Origin of the sequence: Paraburkholderia hospita, from assembly GCF_002902965.1 — a bacterium.
Lineage (GTDB): Bacteria > Pseudomonadota > Gammaproteobacteria > Burkholderiales > Burkholderiaceae > Paraburkholderia > Paraburkholderia hospita.
In genome coordinates, this window is sequence record NZ_CP026107.1 from 327,306 (window position 1) to 344,697 (window position 17,392).

Annotated in this window: 12 protein-coding genes; 6 read left to right on the top strand and 6 right to left on the bottom strand. The window is 63.0% G+C overall.

Translation table 11 applies throughout. The features are described from left to right. Positions 1 to 21: 21 nt before the first annotated feature. Positions 22 to 906, bottom strand: coding sequence for a LysR family transcriptional regulator (locus C2L64_RS34635; protein ID WP_007584533.1), 885 nt, complete (start codon positions 904 to 906; stop codon positions 22 to 24). 144 nt (positions 907 to 1,050) lie between these two features. Between C2L64_RS34635 and C2L64_RS34640 the strand changes: the two genes are divergently transcribed. Then, positions 1,051 to 1,686, top strand: coding sequence for an NAD(P)H-dependent oxidoreductase (locus C2L64_RS34640; RefSeq protein ID WP_007584534.1), 636 nt, complete (start codon positions 1,051 to 1,053; stop codon positions 1,684 to 1,686). A gap of 16 nt (positions 1,687 to 1,702) precedes the next feature. Here C2L64_RS34640 and C2L64_RS34645 read toward each other — a convergent pair whose 3' ends face one another. The 4 genes from C2L64_RS34645 to C2L64_RS34660 all read right to left on the bottom strand — a co-directional run bounded on the left by C2L64_RS34645 (position 1,703) and on the right by C2L64_RS34660 (position 6,682). After that, complete coding sequence (locus C2L64_RS34645) at positions 1,703 to 3,097, bottom strand: short-chain fatty acid transporter (RefSeq protein WP_007584536.1); 1,395 nt, start codon at positions 3,095 to 3,097, stop codon at positions 1,703 to 1,705. Positions 3,098 to 3,510: 413 nt separating this feature from the next. After that, a complete protein-coding gene (locus C2L64_RS34650; RefSeq protein WP_007584538.1) occupies positions 3,511 to 5,079 on the bottom strand; it encodes a methyl-accepting chemotaxis protein in 1,569 nt (522 codons plus the stop codon). A 184-nt stretch (positions 5,080 to 5,263) separates the two neighbouring features. Further along, positions 5,264 to 5,977 carry a GNAT family N-acetyltransferase gene (locus C2L64_RS34655; RefSeq protein WP_007584543.1) on the bottom strand — a complete coding sequence of 238 codons (714 nt, stop codon included), beginning with the start codon at positions 5,975 to 5,977 and terminating at the stop codon, positions 5,264 to 5,266. Between the two features lie 126 nt (positions 5,978 to 6,103). After that, positions 6,104 to 6,682 carry a TetR/AcrR family transcriptional regulator gene (locus C2L64_RS34660; RefSeq protein WP_007584544.1) on the bottom strand — a complete coding sequence of 193 codons (579 nt, stop codon included), beginning with the start codon at positions 6,680 to 6,682 and terminating at the stop codon, positions 6,104 to 6,106. A 132-nt stretch (positions 6,683 to 6,814) separates the two neighbouring features. On the opposite strand from C2L64_RS34660, the gene C2L64_RS34665 reads away from it, so the two are divergent. Then, on the top strand, positions 6,815 to 7,792 hold the full coding sequence (locus tag C2L64_RS34665) for an SDR family NAD(P)-dependent oxidoreductase (protein WP_007584545.1): 978 nt from the start codon (positions 6,815 to 6,817) through the stop codon (positions 7,790 to 7,792). 113 nt (positions 7,793 to 7,905) lie between these two features. Here the strand turns inward: C2L64_RS34665 and C2L64_RS34670 are convergent, their stop codons facing one another. Next, positions 7,906 to 8,241 carry a winged helix-turn-helix domain-containing protein gene (locus C2L64_RS34670; protein WP_007584546.1) on the bottom strand — a complete coding sequence of 112 codons (336 nt, stop codon included), beginning with the start codon at positions 8,239 to 8,241 and terminating at the stop codon, positions 7,906 to 7,908. Between the two features lie 297 nt (positions 8,242 to 8,538). On the opposite strand from C2L64_RS34670, the gene C2L64_RS34675 reads away from it, so the two are divergent. From C2L64_RS34675 to C2L64_RS34690, 4 genes are all read left to right on the top strand, one after another. After that, positions 8,539 to 9,228: a type 1 glutamine amidotransferase domain-containing protein gene (locus C2L64_RS34675; protein WP_039900827.1), complete on the top strand. Its 690-nt coding sequence runs from the start codon at positions 8,539 to 8,541 to the stop codon at positions 9,226 to 9,228. A 70-nt stretch (positions 9,229 to 9,298) separates the two neighbouring features. Then, positions 9,299 to 10,138, top strand: coding sequence for an enoyl-CoA hydratase/isomerase family protein (locus C2L64_RS34680; RefSeq protein ID WP_007584548.1), 840 nt, complete (start codon positions 9,299 to 9,301; stop codon positions 10,136 to 10,138). 156 nt (positions 10,139 to 10,294) lie between these two features. Further along, entirely contained in the window at positions 10,295 to 16,249 is a 5,955-nt protein-coding gene (locus tag C2L64_RS34685; protein ID WP_007584550.1) for an ATP-binding sensor histidine kinase, read from the top strand. A gap of 217 nt (positions 16,250 to 16,466) precedes the next feature. Beyond that, positions 16,467 to 17,345: a LysR substrate-binding domain-containing protein gene (locus C2L64_RS34690; protein WP_007584551.1), complete on the top strand. Its 879-nt coding sequence runs from the start codon at positions 16,467 to 16,469 to the stop codon at positions 17,343 to 17,345. The last annotated feature ends 47 nt before the right edge of the window (positions 17,346 to 17,392 follow it).

Below are 17,392 nucleotides of genomic sequence, written 5' to 3' on the forward strand. Positions count from 1 at the left end.
CCCGATTCGCAATTCAAGCGATCACGGACGCGCCAGTTCTTCCGATAGAAACTGAATCAGCGCGGTCACGCGACGGTGAGGCGCTGCGGCCGGATAGACCGCGTACAGATCGACCTGCTCCGCGATGCAATCGTCCAGCGCGGTTTCGAGGGTTCCCTCGGCTAGCTCCATGCGGATGTCCCAGCGGTTCTTGATGATCACGCCCAGACCCGCCACCGCCCACTCGCGCAGCACGCCGCCGTCGCTGGCCTGACGGTCGCCCGAGACCTTCACGTTGATCTGCTTGCCCGCCACGCGAAAACGCCACGCGGCGAGCGGCGCGCCGGGCCGCGCCAGAATCAGACAATTGTGATTCGCCAGATCGCCGGGCAACGTGGGCTTGCCATGAACACGCCAATAGTCCGGCGATGCGCAGACCACGCGCTCGCCGCGCACCAGCAGACGCGCGTGCAGATTCGAATCCGCGAGCGGGCCGTTGCGCAGCGCCAGATCGATATGCTCGTCGATCAGATCGACGGTGCTGTCGCTCAGCAACAGGCTCATGTGTATGCCCGGGTGAAGCGCCTGGAAGCGGTCGAGCAGGGGCCGTAACTGAACGCGGCCGAAGTCGTTGGTGGCCGTCACGCGAATGGGACCTGCGAGCGGCCCGTCTTGCTTGAGGCTCGCGAGCGTCGAATCCCATTCCGCGATGATGCGCCGCGCGCTTTCCAGCAGCGCCAGACCCTCGTGCGTGAAGACGAGCCGACGCGTCGTGCGGGTGATCAGCGTGGCGCCGACTTCCTGCTCCAGCTGATTCACCGCCAGCGTCACGGAAGACGTCGCCACGGTTCGCTGTCTCGCCACGGCAGAAAAGCTGCCGATCTCGGCGACATCGATCAGCAGGCGCAGCGCATCGATGCGGTCCATCTTTTGAGTTACTCGTAAGGTGAATTGGACTGTGCCCGGTTTATCGCGTAGGGGCCACTCAGTATAGTCGTCGCAAGTGCTTCGAGGCGCGCGTCACCGCCAGCCTGGAAGCGAATCGATTAGCGTCTGTCTGCAGGAGCCGACATGAAAACCCTCGTCATCATCGCCCATCCCGACATCGAGAACTCGCGTGGCAACAAGGCACTGCGTGATGCGATCGCGCAAGAGCCGGACGTCACGGTCCGCGAGCTGTACAAGCTGTATCCCGACTTCAACATCGACGCCGCGCGCGAACAGCAGTTGATCCGCGAGCACGGCCATATCGTGCTGCAATTTCCGTTGTACTGGTATAGCAGCCCGCCGCTGCTGAAGAAATGGCTGGACGATGTGATCAACGACACGCTGTTCGGCAGCGCGCCGGAGAAATCGCTGGTGCTGGATGGGCGTACGTTGCAACTGGCCGTCACCATCGGCCGTATCCGTGAACGCTATTTTCCGGAGACGAACGACCACGTGTGGGCCGACGACGTGCTGCGGCCATATCTGAAGCCGGAACTCGTCGAGCAGCACGGCACGCAGATCGTCGATGCGCTGCTGATGCCGTTCGAGCAATCCGCGCATCTCGCGGGCATGCACTACGGCAAGCCGCTCATCACATATAACGTGGGACCGTTGAGCCGACGCGGATCGATCAGCGAAGCGGAGATGGCGGCGCGTGGCGACGAATATCGTCAGCTGGTCCGCAACCTCGGCGAAGTCTCGCAAGAGGTTGCGGTGTGACGGAGGCTCGACGGCCTCAGTGCACGAGCCAGAGTGCCGCCGCGTAGATCACGAGCGACACGGCGAACGTGACGGCCGTATAGCCCATCACGCGCTGAATGCGGATGCCGGCAATCGCGACGATCGGCACGGCCCAGAACGGCTGCAGCATGTTCGATACGTTCTCGGCCATTGCCACGCCCATCGCGGTGCGCGGCACCGACGCGTGCAGGCTGATCGCCGCGGGCAGAACGAACGGACCCTGCACGGCCCAGTGACCGCCCGCGCTCGGCACCAGCAACGTGATGATCAGCGAGCTCAGATAGCTCCAGACAGGCAGCGTTGCGGGCGTGGCGATCGTCACGAAGGCTTTGGCGATCATCGATGCAAGCCCGGTGCCCTTCATGATGCCCATGATGCCGCCATAGACCGGGTATTGCAGCAGCATCGAACCCGTCTGCCGCGCGGCGCGCCGGATCGCGTTCGCATAGGCGATCGGCGTGCGCTGCAGCGCGAGGCCGATCAGCAGGAAGATCAGGATCGTCGTGTTGATGTCGAGGTCGAACTTGTTCTCGCGCCATTCCATCGCGAGGTAGCCGACGCCGAGTACGAGCAGAAGCAGCGTGCCGAGCATCGACTGTTCGAGGCGCGATGCGAAGGTTGCCGGGCCGTCGCTGCTGCGTGCGTGTGGGTCGGCGCTGGATGCGTCGTCGCTCGTATCGCCCGCATCACTGAACGCGACCACGTTGTCCGATTTCGGATGCATCTTGATGAAGATCGCCGTCATCACGACGACGACCAGCACCGTCGGGATAAACACGAACGGAGCGAAGATGGTCTCGGTCAGCGGCACGACATGGCCGGTCGCCTTCTCGACGAGATTGAGCGCGTTGCCATGCGAAGCCTGCGACAGCGCGATCGAACTGGACAGCCCGCTATTGCAGATCGACCACGCCGAATAGCTGCCGGCGACGAGCCACGCGAAATCGACATGGACGCGCCGGGCGATTTCGCGCGACAGCAGCGCGCCGACGATCAGGCCGAGTCCCCAGTTGAGCCACGCGGCGATCGCGACGACAGGGAACACCAGCAGCGCAGCGCGCGCGGGTGTCTGCGCGTGGGCCGCCAGCGCGCGCAAGCCGCGCTGGACGATGGGCGCCTCGGCGATCGCGTAGCCCGTCGCGAGAATCAGGATCATCTGCAGCGCGAAAGCCAGAATGCCGAAGGTGCCCGTGTACCACGAGTCGAGCAGCGTCGGCACGTTGCCTGTCGGCGCGATCAGCAGCGCCAGCACGGCCACGACGAACGTCAGGCAGATGGACAGCACGAACGGGTCAGGCATGACCCGCTCGAAAACATAGACAAGGCCTTCGACGATGCCGCGCGGCGCGGCGGGCTGGAAGGCGGCGGTGGGGGAGGTGTCTCGCTTCATGTTTCTCGCTCGGTGTGGCGTCGGTCCGCCTGTGGGCGGCGCGGACGGAATCGACACGCGGCGTGTGAGTGCGTGACGCATGCACCGCTGGAAAGCTTGACGTCACCTGAATGTCAGGTGGTTGTTGGGGCAGGAATTCCGGGGTGAAGCTCAGGCCTGGACGCAACAGATGGGTGGCGCGTCCGCGCTTTGCGTGTGATTCGTCTTGCGTTGCTGGTGTTCGTTAGTCGAACATGGTTTCGTTAAACGAACGCTTCATTATTCGTCTTATGCGCGTTGGATGTCAAGACAACGCGGCGCTCGTTTAACGTGCGACGCGCCGATTTGACGGCGCGTGCTTTCGGGTGGCTTGCGGATGAATCGTGGTGTCAAACGATTGTCAGCCACGGCCCGCGAAAACGTCTCGAATCACTTCACACGTGAGCCAACGCGCGCTCGACGCGGAACACCGACACCGTGCTCTTCAACGCAACCGTCTGTTCTTCGAGCGCGAGCGCAGCCGCCGACGCCTGCTCTACGAGCGCGGCATTCTGTTGCGTGACCTGATCCATTTGCGTGATCGCGCGGTTCACCTGCTCGATGCCTTCCGATTGTTCTTCCGATGCCGCTGCGATCTCGCCCATCAGATCGCTGACCCGGTTCACGGAGGTCAGGATGTCGGCCATCACCTGGCTGGCCTTGTCGACCTGCTGCGCGCCCGCTTCGACGCGGCCGAGCGAATCGGTGATGCGCTCCTTGATTTCCTTCGCGGCACTCGCGCTACGCTGCGCGAGCGAGCGGACCTCGCTCGCCACCACCGCGAAGCCGCGGCCTTCGTCGCCGGCGCGGGCGGCTTCCACTGCCGCGTTCAGCGAAAGAATGTTGGTCTGAAACGCGATGCCTTCGATCACATTCGTGATGTCGGCGATCCGGCCCGACAGATCGGACAGCCCTTGCATCGTCGCCACGACTTCCTGCGCGGCGCGGTTGCCTTGCTCGGTGATCATCGCCGTGCTCATCACGAGTTGCGTGGCCTGCTTCGCGTTGTCGGCGTTCTGGCGCACCGTGCTCGTCAACTGTTCCATCGACGACGCCGTCTCTTGCAATGCCGCCGCCTGTTCTTCGGTGCGCTGCGACAGATCGGTGTTGCCGCTTGCCATCTGATGCACGCCCGTCGCGATGGTGTCCGTGCCGCCGTGTACCGCGTGCACGATCCCGGCGAGACTGCGCTTCATTTCCTTCATCGAGTCGAACAGCTGGCCGATCTCGTTCGTCGATTCGTGACGGATCTGCACGGTCAGGTCGCCGCGCGCCACGTGCTGGAGGACGCTCATTGCTTCTTTGAGCGGCAGCACGACGGTGTGCTCGAGCGTGTAGTAAACGAGCAGAATCAACGCGCAAGACAACACCAGCAAGCCGATTGCGACGCCCATCAACACCGATTTGGCGCGCGCCTTCTCATCCTTCAGTTGCGCCGTTTCATCCTCGGCCACTTTGAAGAACGCATCCGCCGACTTGCCGAATGCCGCGCTCGTCTGCGTCATTGGCCCTTCGTTCGTTGCAGCATACGCGGCGACATCGCCCGAGCCGATTGCCGTGAACAGCAGATCGATTGCGTTGGCGTGCGCAGTGAACGTGTCGGCGACCCGTTTTGCCGCGTCCTGTTGAGCGGCTGTTTCCTTCGTGATGGTTTCGAACGCGGTAAACGACTTCTTCGCGAGGTCGTAATAAGTGCGTGCTGCGGCGACGGCGGCGTCCTTGTCAGCGGGGTTCGTGGACAGCGCGATGAAAGCCCGGCTCAACGCACTACGGGCTTTCAGGTTGTTGATGTAGACGTCTTTGAGATCGACCGTTTCGGCGTTGAGAGTGCTGATCCGCTCCGATAAGCCGTTGTTCTTCGTGAGCGAATAGATCCCGAGCAACGCGGTGACCAGAACCAGCATGCCAAACAGCGAGAGAACCGCGATAAAGCCCGTCCGCACGGGCAGATTCTTCAATTTCATAGTTTTCGTTTTCACAGTGAGCCACGATGTTGTCCCCCCGCAGCCGAGCGCGAGAGCAAAGGCCGCAGGACGTTGCTGCGGCCTTGTTAACGGTCACATGAATGAGAACTTGACGGTTGCGGAGAGCGGAAAGCGCGGTTTGCGAGCGTGCGGACTTTTGTGAATCAAATGTGACGAGCGGTATTCACGCCTGCATCGCATGGCCGATCCGGTTGAGAACGAACTCGCGGCGCAACTCGAAGCCGAGCTTTTCATACAGGCGGATCGCTGTCGTGTTGTGACTGAACACGTGTAGAAAAGGTGTCTCTCCGCGCTGCGTGATTTCTCTGCGCAAGATGTTGATCAGCCGGCCTGCGAGGCCTTTGCCGCGCCAGTCGTCATCCACGCAGACGGCGCTGATTTCGACATATCCGTCGAGGCACATCCGTTCGCCCGCCATCGCAACCAGCCGCCCCTGATCGCGAACGCCGATGTAATGGCCCATCTCGTGAGTTCGTGTCCCGAACGGACCCGGTTTGGTTTTTTGCGCGAGGTCGAGCATCTCTTTCGCGTCGACGTTGGCCAGACGGATCACGTCCAGATCGTCTGCGGTTTCGGCTGCGTCACCCGCAGCGACCATCTGATGGATCGTGCCGGCATGAACGACCTGAAGCGTTTCGATTCCAGCGAGAGGCTCCAGCGACAGCAGCGCAACCTGTTCGTTGGGTTGCAGAAGCTGACGCAGCGACTCAAAAGCGGCGGGCGTGTCCGACGACAATGCCGCGAAAGGCGCCACGTCAGGGTGATAGCGGCGCGCGAGTGCATCGCCTAGTCCGAGATGCGCCTGGCGCGTCGTGAGCGCCGTCCAGATCGGGCGGTCGAGGTTGGCTGTTGTCGAACGAGGCGCTGTGCTGCTCATGGTTGCTCCAGCTGCAAAGATTGATCGGATGTCGTCCGAGTTCGGACAGGACCAATGTAATCAGAAAACCGCGTTCGAGCTATTGCCGCAAATGACATTTTCGACGTCATTTGCGCCAGGCGCGACTCACGCGCCCGGCCGCGACCCGATCAGCAGGATATCCACCAGCCTACGCGCGCTTTGTTGCCAGTCCGGCGCCGACGCGACGTTCGACACCCCGACGAGCGCGCGAAACAGGTCGAGCGGATCGAGATCGGCGCGAATATCGCCGCTTTCTATCGCGCGCGTGACGAGCGAATGAATCGCGTCCACGATCTGCGCGCCCGACGATTCGAACACTTTCGACGGGCCGCCCACCAGCGAATTCAGCGCGGGCGCGATGATCTTCTTCGTCGCAATGTAGTCGACGAACAGCAGCATCCACGCTTTCAGCGCATCGATGGGCGGCATCGTCTCGCTCAGCCTGCGCTCTTCTTTCGCGAGCTTCTCGACCTCGGCGCGGTAGACGCTCTCCAGTAGCGCGTCGCGGGTAGGAAAGTGCCGGTACAGCGTGCCAGGCCCGACGCCCGCCTGACGGGCGAGGTCTTCGAGACTGATATCGGCGCCTTCGCGCGTGAACGCCTTCTTCGCCTCTTCGAGAATACGCTCGCGATTACGCAGCGCATCGGCGCGCGGCTTCCGTTCCTTTGGCGTCGAGTGATTCATTTAACCCTTTGTCGTACCTTTTAGTGCTTGCAAGCGGAGACTGTCTCCGCTTATCCTGTAAAAACGGAGAGGGACTCCGTTTTATCCCTCATGACGCAAAACGTCAACCTTACTGCGAACAGAGAGGCGGAAATGGCTGAAAAATTGGGTGCGACATCGACGACAGACGACGTGCTTGCGGGCATCGATCTACGCGGCAAGCGGATTCTCGTCACGGGCGTGTCTGCCGGACTCGGCGTGGAGACGGCGCGTTCGCTGGCCGCGCATGGCGCGAACGTCGTTGGCGCTGCGCGCGACCTCGACAAGGCGGCGGGCGCAATCGCCGCAGCGCGCAGCGACGCGGCCTCGGGTGAAGGCAGCATCGATCTGGTCTCGCTCGATCTCGCGAGTCTTGAGAGCGTGCGCGCATGCACTGACAAACTGCTGGACGAAGGCAAACGGTTCGACGTGATCATCGCGAATGCGGGCGTGATGGCGACGCCCTTCGGCAAAACAGCGGATGGATTCGAAACCCAGTTCGGCACGAACCATATCGGCCACTTCGTGCTCGTGAATCGCCTCGCTCCGCTTTTGCGATCGGGTGGGCGCGTGGTCATACTGGCATCGTCGGGGCACCGTTTCGCGAACGTCGATCTCGACGATCCGAACTTCGAACGCACGCCCTACGATCCCTTCGTTGCGTACGGACGCGCGAAAACGGCGAACATCCTGTTCGCGGTCGCCTTCGACCAGCGGCATCAGGCACGCGGCGTGCGCGCGGCAGCGGTCCATCCGGGCGGCATTCAGACGGAACTCGCCCGTCACATGGACGAAGGGCAAATGGCCGGGCTGCTGGAAACAATCAACAGTCAGCTTGCGTCCGAAGGAAAGGCGCCGTTCCAGTTCAAGACCGTTCCGCAGGGCGCCGCGACTTCGGTGTGGGCGGCCGTGGTTGCATCGGCGGATGAGGTCGGCGGCCGATACTGCGAGAACTGCCACGTGAGCGAAGTCGTCGCCGACGACGTCGTCATTACGCCCGTCAGCGAAGGCGTACGCCAATACGCGCTCGACGCTGCGAATGCCGAGGCGTTATGGCGCAAGACGGAAGAAATGGCCGGCGAATCGTTCTGACGCTTTAGCGCTCTGGCCGCTGCACGAACTGCGCCGCAACGCAGTTCGCTTGCAGATGCAACCAGTTCGGATAGTGCCGCGCCTGTCGCGGTCACGCTGGCGGAAATGACCAACTATCGCTCTTCGCCCGCCATCGACATGCCGGCCCTCGCAGCCGGCATGTCCCATTTAGGCGTCAACCGGTAGCCGCGTCCCGGTATGTTCTGAATCAGGCGCCGGTCTTCGCCCAATGCCTTGCGCAAAGCGCAAACGTGCACGCGTATGTTCGACTCCTCGACGACCGTGTCGGGCCACACCTTACGAAGAATATCTTCGAGCGACACGACCTGGCCGTGCGCTGCCATCAGCACGGTAAGAATATCGAATGCGCGGCTGCCCAACGGGATGGCTGTCCCACGTACCTGGATTTCCCGGGTCGACAGATTGACGTCGATGCTACTGGCCTTCATGTTCGTTTCTCACGAGTAGACAACTGCTTCTCGAATGATCCGCATCAGTTTGGAAAGCGGGAGGGTCGCAAAGGCGAACGGTCTGTCGGCGGGGTGGATGCGGCACCTGGAATGATGAAACCGCAAGTGGTCCATCGAGTCGATAGCACATACGTATCGACACCTATACTTTGGTATTAGCGCACGGCCCTTCGTTTGTCGGCGCTACCGGCAAGGGCTATATTGCACTTGCCACTTTACGTGGATCGCCCCGTTCAATCGGTAGCTACATCATTCTTTCATCATGCGAGTGCGACAATGAAAATCCTGATGGTGTTGACGTCCCATGATCAACTCGGTAACACCGGGAAGAAGACAGGTTTCTGGTTAGAGGAATTCGCGGCTCCCTATTTCACGTTTCTCGATGCTGGCGTGACGATAACCGTCAGCTCACCTAAGGGTGGACAGCCGCCGCTCGATCCGAAGAGCGACACGCCAGAAGGCAAAACAGAGCTGACAGAGCGTTTCAAGAACGATCCCGCCGCGCAAAAGGTGCTCGCCAACACGGTGAAACTCAGCACGGTCAAAGCGGACGACTACGACGCGGTGTTCTATCCGGGCGGACACGGCCCGATGTGGGATCTGGCGGAAGACCCGCTATCCGTTGCGCTGATCGAGAACTTCTACAACGCCGGCAAGCCCGTCGCGCTCGTGTGTCATGCGCCGGGCGTGCTACGACATGTGAAGGTGAATGGTGAGCCGCTCGTCAAGGGCAAGCGCGTGACCGGGTTCACCAATTCGGAAGAAGAAGCCGTGCAACTCACGAAGGTCGTGCCGTTTCTCGTCGAAGACGAACTGAAGCGGCTGGGCGGATTGTTCGAGAAGGTCGACGACTGGCAGAGCTTCTCGATTATCGATGGCCGCCTCATCACGGGGCAGAATCCCGCTTCGTCCACGGCCGGTGCGCGCGATCTGCTCAAAGTGCTCGATCAGCTGCATTCGAAATAACGCGCGTTTCGCCCTTGAACCTGGCTGCCCCGAAAGAAGGGCCGCTTCAGCCTGAAGGATGGAGATTGATATGACCAACGACAGTTCGAATCAGCAGTTTCGGATTGAACGTCGCAGCCAGGCCTACTGGCGCGTGATCATCGACAACCCGCCTTTCAACATCTTCGGACCGGACTCGATGCCGCAGTTGAATGCCGTCGTGACGGCGCTCGAAACCGATCCCGAAGTCAAGGTGGTGGTGTTCGAAAGCGCGGTGCCGGATTTCTTCCTCACGCATTACGACTTCGTTCCCCCGTTGCAGGAGACCACGAGCATGCCGCCGGGGCCGACAGGTATGCCGCCGTTGCCGGATATGCTCTCGCGGCTGGGACGGGCGCCCGTCGTATCGATCGCGTCGATCAGAGGGCGCGCGACGGGCGTCGGCAGCGAACTGGCGCTCGCCAGCGACATGCGCTTTGCAAGCCGCGAAAAAGCGCTGCTTTCGCAGTGGGAAGTCGGCGCCGCACTGGTGCCGGGCGGCGGGCCGATGAATCGCCTGTCGCGTCTGATCGGGCGCGGGCGCGCGCTGGAAGTGCTGTTGAGCGGCAACGATATCGACGGCGAACTGGCGGAGCGCTATGGCTACGTGAACCGTGCATTCGCGGACAGCGAACTCGACGCATTCGTGGACGGGCTAGCATCGAGAATCGCGTCGTTCGATAGAGAGGCGCTCGTCGCGATCAAGCGTCAGGTGAATGCCGTGACCTTGCCGCCAGACAAGGACGTCGCGCCCGAATGGGACGCTTTCATCGCGTCGGTTGGCCGTCCGCAGGCGCAGGAACGGATCGCGCAACTGATGCAGCTCGGGCTGCAGAAGAACCACGATGTGGAAGCGCGGCTCGGCTATTACACGGGCACGCTGGGGCGCTAATCCCGCAAGACAACGCGTTTCTCCGACGACGGTTGCGCGCGCCCGTTGTGGCCGCAACCGTCGTTTCCAGCAACGCGGCCCTTCGGGGCGCGATCGCATTCTTGCATGTTAGGCTATTCCCGATTCGTTACGTGAGGCGAAACCGGGGGCTTCGTCATGGACTTCACTGGGTTTCAGCTGGAGCTGCTCCACGACGACGGCGATCTATCGTTGTGTCGCGCCTCACGGCCCGACACCCCTGTCTCGCTGCTCGCGCAGATCGCCACGCGCCCGGCATCGCAAAGCGTCACGCGCCTCGAACACGAATACGAACTGGCCTCGCTGCTCGATACACGCTGGGCCGCGCAGCCGGTCGCGCTCGATCTCGGCAGAGTGCCGCCGATGCTCCTTCTCGACGACGACGGCGGCGACCCGCTGGTGCGCCTGCTCGGCCAGCCGCTCGAACTCGCGCGATGCCTGCGCATCGCCGCCAATCTCGCGCATGCAATCGGCCAGGTGCATGGACGCGGCCTCATTCACAAGGACATCAAGCCTGCAAACGTGCTCGTCGACGGCGACGACAGCGTTCGGCTCACCGGCTTCGGCATAGCGTCGCAACTGCTGCTCGAGCATCAGCCGCCAGCCTCGCCTGAAATCATCGCGGGCACGTTTGCCTACATGGCGCCGGAGCAGACGGGCCGCATGAACCGCTCGATCGATGCACGCAGCGACCTGTACTCGCTCGGCGTCACGCTCTACGAGATGCTCACGGGCGCGCTGCCTTTCGCGGCTGCCGATGCGATGGAGTGGATTCATTGCCATATCGCACGCAGGCCTGTGCCGCCGGAAGAGCGCGTGAGCGACCTTCCGGCGCCTGTCGCGCAGATCGTGCTCAAGCTGCTCGCGAAGACGGCGGAAAACCGCTATCAAACGGCGGCTGGCGTCGAGGCGGATCTTCGTGCGTGCCTCGCCGCTTGCGAAACGGACGAGGAGATCGCGCCGTTCGCGCTCGGCACGCGCGACGCGTCCGACCGGCTGCTGATCCCCGAAACGCTGTATGGGCGCGAGGCGCAGATCGACGAGATCGTGGCGGCGTTCAACGGGATCGTCGCGGGCGGCCCGAGCGGGCTCGTGCTGATCTCCGGCTATTCCGGCATCGGCAAGTCGTCGGTCGTCAACGAATTGCACAAGGTCCTGGTGCCGCCGCGCGGTCTGTTCGCGTCCGGCAAGTTCGATCAGTACAAGCGGGATATTCCGTATGTGCCGCTCGCACAGGCCTTTCAGTCGCTCGTGCGCGATCTGCTGAGCAAGAGCGACGCGGAGATCGAACCGTGGCGGCGCGCGCTGCTGGATGCGCTCGCGCCGAACGGCCAGGTGATCGTCAATCTGATCCCGGAGCTCGCGCTCATCATCGGCGAGCAGCCGCCCGTTCCGGCGCTACCGCCGCAAGAGACGCAGAACCGCTTTCAGATCGTGTTTCGCCGCTTTCTCGGTGTGTTCGCGCGGCCCGAGCATCCGCTCGCGCTCTTTATCGACGATCTGCAATGGCTCGATACTGCGACCCTCGATCTGCTCGAACATCTCGTCACGCACCCGGATGTGAAGCACGTGCTGCTGGTCGGCGCCTATCGCGACAACGAAGTCGACGCGGCGCACCCGCTTGCGCGCACGCTTGGTGCGATCGCTCGTGCTGGCGGCAACGTCCATCGGATCGAGCTTGCGCCGCTCGCGCCCGACAGCGTCGCGCAGCTCGTCGCCGATGCGTTGCACTGCCCGGGTGCGATGGCGGACCCGCTCGCGCAACTGGTGCACGAGAAGACGGGCGGCAATCCGTTCTTCGCGATCCAGTTCCTGACCACGCTAGCCGACGAATCGCTGCTTGCCTTCGACCACGACGCTTCGCGTTGGACCTGGGACTTGCCGCGTATCCGCGCGAAGGGCTTCACCGAGAACGTCGCGGACCTGATGGCGGCAAAGCTGACGCGTCTGCCCGATGCGACACGCGAAGCATTAGGGCAGCTTGCGAGCCTCGGCAACGCCGCTGACTTTGCGACGCTGACGCACGTGCACGGCGAGCCGGAGGCGTCGATACACGCCAAGCTATGGCTGGCCGTGCGAGCGGGCCTCATCTTTCGTCTTGACGGCTCTTACGTGTTCGCGCACGACCGCGTGCAGGAGGCGGCCTACGCGCTCATTCCGATAGAGAAGCGCGCGGCGACGCATGTGCGGATCGGCCGGGCGCTCGCGTCGCGGACGGCGCCCGAAGCGCTCGAAGAATCGATCTTCGATATCGTCAATCAGCTCAATCGCGGCGCCGCGTTGATCGAGACGGGCGAAGAGCGCGAGCGCACTGTCGCGCTGAACCTGATTGCGGGCAGGCGCGCGATGCGATCGACCGCGTATGCATCAGCGCGACGCTATCTGGCGCAAGGCGTCGCGCTGCTATCGCAAGATGCCTGGGCGCAACGCTACGAAAGCACGTTCGATTTGTATCTGGCCTACTCCGAATGCGAATACCTCGCCGGCGATTTCAGCGATGCCGATGCGCTGTTCGACATGCTGCTGGAACGCGCGCGCTCGAATCTGGATCGCGCGAAGGTCTTCGGCCTGCGCATGTCGGCCTACCAGGTGGCCGGGCGATTCGACGAGAGCTTCGCTGTCGCGCGGCTTGCGCTGCGCGATTTCGGCGTGCTGCTTCCCGACGCCGAGCACGATGTCGCGCCCGCCGTCGCTGACGCGTTGCGGCAGATTCCGTCGTATCTCGCGGGACGGGCGATCAGCGAACTCGTCGATGCGCCCGTCGCGCAAGACCCGGCCATACGCGCGGTGGTCGATCTTCTGGTCGAAGCGATGCCGTGCGCCTTTATCGCACGGCCTGCGTACTATCCGCTCATCACGCTCAAGGCCGTCATCCTGTCGCTGCAGCGCGGCAATACCGACAACTCGAGTTTTGCGTACGGCAATTACGCGCTGATGCTGGTGTCGAGCATCGGCGACATTCCCTCTGCCGTGCAGTTTTCCGACATGTCGCTACGCCTGAACGAGAAGTTCGACAACCGGCGCTTCTACGGAAAGCTGTTGCACCTGCATGGCAACCATATCAACTTCTGGCGGAGGCATATCGTGACCGATCTGCCGATCCTGGAGCGCGCGAGCGTCGCGTGCCTCGAAGTGGGCGACCTGGTGTTCGCCGGATACCTCGCATTCACGACGGTATGGCAAACCATCGAGAAAGGCGCCGTGCTCGACGAGGTTCAACCGCTGTCGGAGAAGCACGCCGCGTTCGCGCGGCAAAGTCACAACGACGCCGTGCTCGAAACGATCCGGCTTGAACAGCAATTCGTCGCCAGCCTGCGCGGCGTCACGACTGACCCGCTCAAGCTGGGCGACGCGATCTTCGACGACGCAGCCTGTTTCAGCGCGATCGAGAAAGCGAATTTTGGCTGCGGGATCGTCTTCTATCACATCATGAAGCTGATTCTCGCGTTTCACGACGGCCGCTACGACGATGCGTCGAAGGCCGCGAGCGAAGCGGCGCCGATGCTGGGCGCAGCGATGGCGCTGCCCATCGAGCCGACGTTTCACTTCTTCGACGCACTGACACTGGCGGCGCGTTATCCCGCTGCCAGCGCGGACGAGCAACACGCGTGGCGCGACCGGCTCGCGGAAAAACTGGCGAAGTTCGAATCGTGGACCACGCACTGTCCCGAGAATTTCCGTCACCGTCATGCGCTGCTCGCCGCGGAAATTGCGCGCATCGAAGGGCGCGATTCCGATGCGATGCATTTCTACGAGGAAGCGATACGCGCGGCGCGGGAGCACGGCTTCATCCAGTATCAGGCGCTCGCCCATGAACTGGCCGCGCAGTTTCATGCGGCGCGCGGCCTCGAAACCATCGCCGACACCTATCTGTTCAATGCGCGTTCCTGCTACGAACGCTGGGGCGCGAAAGGCAAGGTTCATCAACTGGCACGAACGTACGCTCAGTTGCGGCATGACCCGGCGAGTCTCGAAGGCACGATCGCGACGTCGAACGAACAACTGGATCTCGCGACCGTGGTCAACGTGTCGCGCGCGATCTTCAGCGGCATCGACCTGAACGAGCTGATCCACACGCTGATGGTGCTCGCACTCGAGCACGCGGGCGCGAATCGCGGCCTGTTGATCTTCAAGCGCGGCAACGAGTTGCGAATCGAAGCGGAAGCCTTGACGGTGCATGACGGCGTGGACGTGCGCCTGCCGAAAATTCGCGCGACGGGCAGCGAGCTTCCCGAATCGGTGCTGCGCTACGTGATCCGCACGGGAGACAGCGTGCTGCTCGACGATGCATCGGCGCGCAGTCCGTTTTCGTCGGACGAGTACGTGCGCCGTCATGACTGCCGCTCGATTCTGTGCCTGCCGCTCGTCAAGCAGACGAGGCTGATCGGCGTGCTCTACCTCGAAAACAACCTGACCTCCGACGCATTCACGCCCGCTCGCACGGCGATGCTGCGGCTGCTGGCGTCGCAGGCCGCGCTGTCGCTCGAAACGGCGCGTCTCTATGCCGATCTGCAGGATGCGGAAGCGCTGCTGGCCGACGCGCAACAGCTGAGCCACACGGGCAGCTTTGACTGGCATGTGTCGAGCGGCGAGCTGATCTGGTCGAAAGAGAGCTTCCGGATCTTCGGCTTCGACGCCGCCGCGACGCCGACCGTCGACATGATGTTTGGCCGCGTGCATCCCGACGACATCACGTTCGTGCGCCTCGCCTTCGACCGCGCGACGCACGACCGCCAGCCGTTCGACGTCGAACACCGGCTGCTGATGCCCGACGGGTCGATCCGGTATCTGCAAGTGGTGGCGCGCGTCGTGGTCGACGCGGAGAGCAGCTTGCGCGTGCTCGGCGCGCTAAAGGACATCACAGTGCGCAAGCGGGCGCATGCGGCGCTCGAACGCAGCGAGCATCGTTATCGCAGCCTGTTCTTCGACATGCCCGTGGGACTCTGGCAGATCGAGGCGCAGCCCTTGATGGCGCTGCTCACGGAGCTGCGCGCGCAAGGCGTCGACGATCTGTCCACGTATATCGACGACCATCCGGGCTGGCTGGATCGTGCGATGGAAATGCTGATCGTCGAAGAGGTCAATCACCACGCGGCACAGATGTTCGGCGCGAAGGACAGGAGCGCGTTGCTCGGTCCGCTGCCGTGGGTCTGGCGGGAAAGCCCCGGAACGTTTCGGCGGGCGCTCGAAAGCCGCTATGGCGGCAAGGCGATTTTTCAGGAAACGACCAAGCTGCCCACGCTGGACGGGCGGGTTATCGACGTTCTCTTTACGATCGCGCGTCCGAGTTCGGCCGAAGATCTGGGCATCGCGCTCATCAGTCTCGTCGATCTGACCGAGCGCGTGCGCGCGCAGGACATGCTGCAACGGCTCCAGGCCGACTTCGCGCACGCCGCGCGCATTTCGATGCTGGGCGAGTTGACAGCTTCCGTCGCTCACGAATTGAACCAGCCGCTTTCCGCTATCGCGATGAACAGCGCGATCGGCAACCGCTGGCTCGATCGTGCCGTGCCCGACGTCGCGGAGGCGCGGCAGATCAACGTGCGGATCGGCGCCGATGCGCGGCGCGCGGTGGACATCGTCGATCGCATCCGGGGCATGGCGCTTCGGCGCGGGCCGAAGCGCGCGGTCGCGCAACTCGACGAACTGATCGACGAAGCCCTCATTTTTCTGCAGCATGAAGTGCAGTCGCGCGGCGTCATCGTGTTGCGCCAGCGTGCCGCCGTCCTGCCGATGGTATTCGCCGATCGCATTCAGTTGCAGCAGGTAGTCGTCAATCTGCTCGTCAACTCGATGCAGGCGATGGAGCAGGCGGGCAGCTCCGAGCGCAAGATCACGATCCGCACGGCGACGCGCGAGGACGCGACCGTCTACTGCGCGACGGAAGACAGCGGACCCGGCATCGCGCCGGAGGACCTCAACCGGCTGTTCCAGAGCTTTTACACGACCAAGGAAAACGGCATGGGAATGGGCTTGCCGATCTGCCGCACGATCATCGAAGCGCACGGCGGGCGTATCGCCGCCGATAACGGTTCGGTGCACGGCGGCGCGCGCTTCCATTTCACGCTTCCATCCGGCGATGCCGCTAGCTGAGCATCGGATGCACGACCCATGCGCGGATCGTGCCTGACCGCTACATACGACGGTATGAGCACGTCATGCGATGGTGGGTCAAAGTGCAAGCAATAGTAGGCTGGTGCGCCCGTTGCGCCCTCGTTAGGCTATTCCTGTTGGATCGGGGACGTGAGCTAACACGAAAGACGTCGACGCGAGCCCTTACGCTCGATGGCGATTCATCGGGGTGCACATCATGGACGTGGCGGATCTGAAGGTATTCGACGCTGTCGCTCGCCTCGGAAGCATGAGCCGCGCAGCGCTGGAGTTGCATACGGTGCAGTCGAATGTCACGGGACGAATCCGGTCCCTCGAAGGCGAGGTGGGCGTCGCGCTGTTCGAGCGGCATGTGCGCGGCGTGAGGATGACGCCGGCCGGGCAGCGGATGCTGCCCTACGCGGCGCGAGCGGCCCGGCTGGTCGCGGACGCGCGCCTTGCCGCACTCGACGATGGTCCGCCGTGCGGCGCGCTCGCAATTGGCGCGTTATGGACCACGGGTGCACTGCAGCTAAGCCGTGCGTTGAGCCACTTCGCGAGCCTGTATCCGCAAGTCGGATTGTCGTTGACGACAGGCACGAGCGATGGGCTGACCGACGCTGTAGCCGAGTGCCGTCTGGATGGCGCATTCGTTGCAGGTCCGCAAGACGATCCCGGCCTCGATGTCGAGACGGTCTTCCGCGAAGAGCTCGTGCTCGTGACACCGGCGGCGATGCGCTCGTTGAACGAAGTGGGAAGCGTTGGAAATCTGAAGACGATCGTATTCAGTCAGGGCTGCTCGTATCGCGAGCGGCTCGATTTGCTGCTCGCCGAAATGGGAATACTGTCGGTCGCGGCGCTCGCATTCGGCTCGATCGACGCGATCCTCTCGTGCGTCGCGGCGGGCATCGGCATTACGTTGTTGCCGCGAGGGCTCGTGTCGAACGCGGAGCAGAAGAATCACGTCGCGGTCCACGCGCTTCAGTCTGACACGGCGCGCATGGAGACGCTCTTCGTTCGGCGGCGCGACGCTTATCTGTCGAACGCCATGCGTGCGTTTCTCGATGTCGCGCGGTCCGAGGCTGGGCCGCTGCCTTGATCTCGTGTTTGCTTTTTGAAGCCCTCGCTACATTCAACCTGGAGCCG

Coding starts and splice junctions, on each gene's coding strand:
- C2L64_RS34670 (WP_007584546.1), bottom strand. CDS start 8,241: ATGAAGGCCAGTAGCATCGACGTCAATCTGTCGACCCGGGAAATCCAG.
- C2L64_RS34675 (WP_039900827.1), top strand. CDS start 8,539: ATGAAAATCCTGATGGTGTTGACGTCCCATGATCAACTCGGTAACACC.
- C2L64_RS34660 (WP_007584544.1), bottom strand. CDS start 6,682: ATGAATCACTCGACGCCAAAGGAACGGAAGCCGCGCGCCGATGCGCTG.
- C2L64_RS34640 (WP_007584534.1), top strand. CDS start 1,051: ATGAAAACCCTCGTCATCATCGCCCATCCCGACATCGAGAACTCGCGT.
- C2L64_RS34680 (WP_007584548.1), top strand. CDS start 9,299: ATGACCAACGACAGTTCGAATCAGCAGTTTCGGATTGAACGTCGCAGC.
- C2L64_RS34645 (WP_007584536.1), bottom strand. CDS start 3,097: ATGAAGCGAGACACCTCCCCCACCGCCGCCTTCCAGCCCGCCGCGCCG.
- C2L64_RS34685 (WP_007584550.1), top strand. CDS start 10,295: ATGGACTTCACTGGGTTTCAGCTGGAGCTGCTCCACGACGACGGCGAT.
- C2L64_RS34635 (WP_007584533.1), bottom strand. CDS start 906: ATGGACCGCATCGATGCGCTGCGCCTGCTGATCGATGTCGCCGAGATC.
- C2L64_RS34665 (WP_007584545.1), top strand. CDS start 6,815: ATGGCTGAAAAATTGGGTGCGACATCGACGACAGACGACGTGCTTGCG.
- C2L64_RS34690 (WP_007584551.1), top strand. CDS start 16,467: ATGGACGTGGCGGATCTGAAGGTATTCGACGCTGTCGCTCGCCTCGGA.
- C2L64_RS34655 (WP_007584543.1), bottom strand. CDS start 5,977: ATGAGCAGCACAGCGCCTCGTTCGACAACAGCCAACCTCGACCGCCCG.
- C2L64_RS34650 (WP_007584538.1), bottom strand. CDS start 5,079: ATGAAATTGAAGAATCTGCCCGTGCGGACGGGCTTTATCGCGGTTCTC.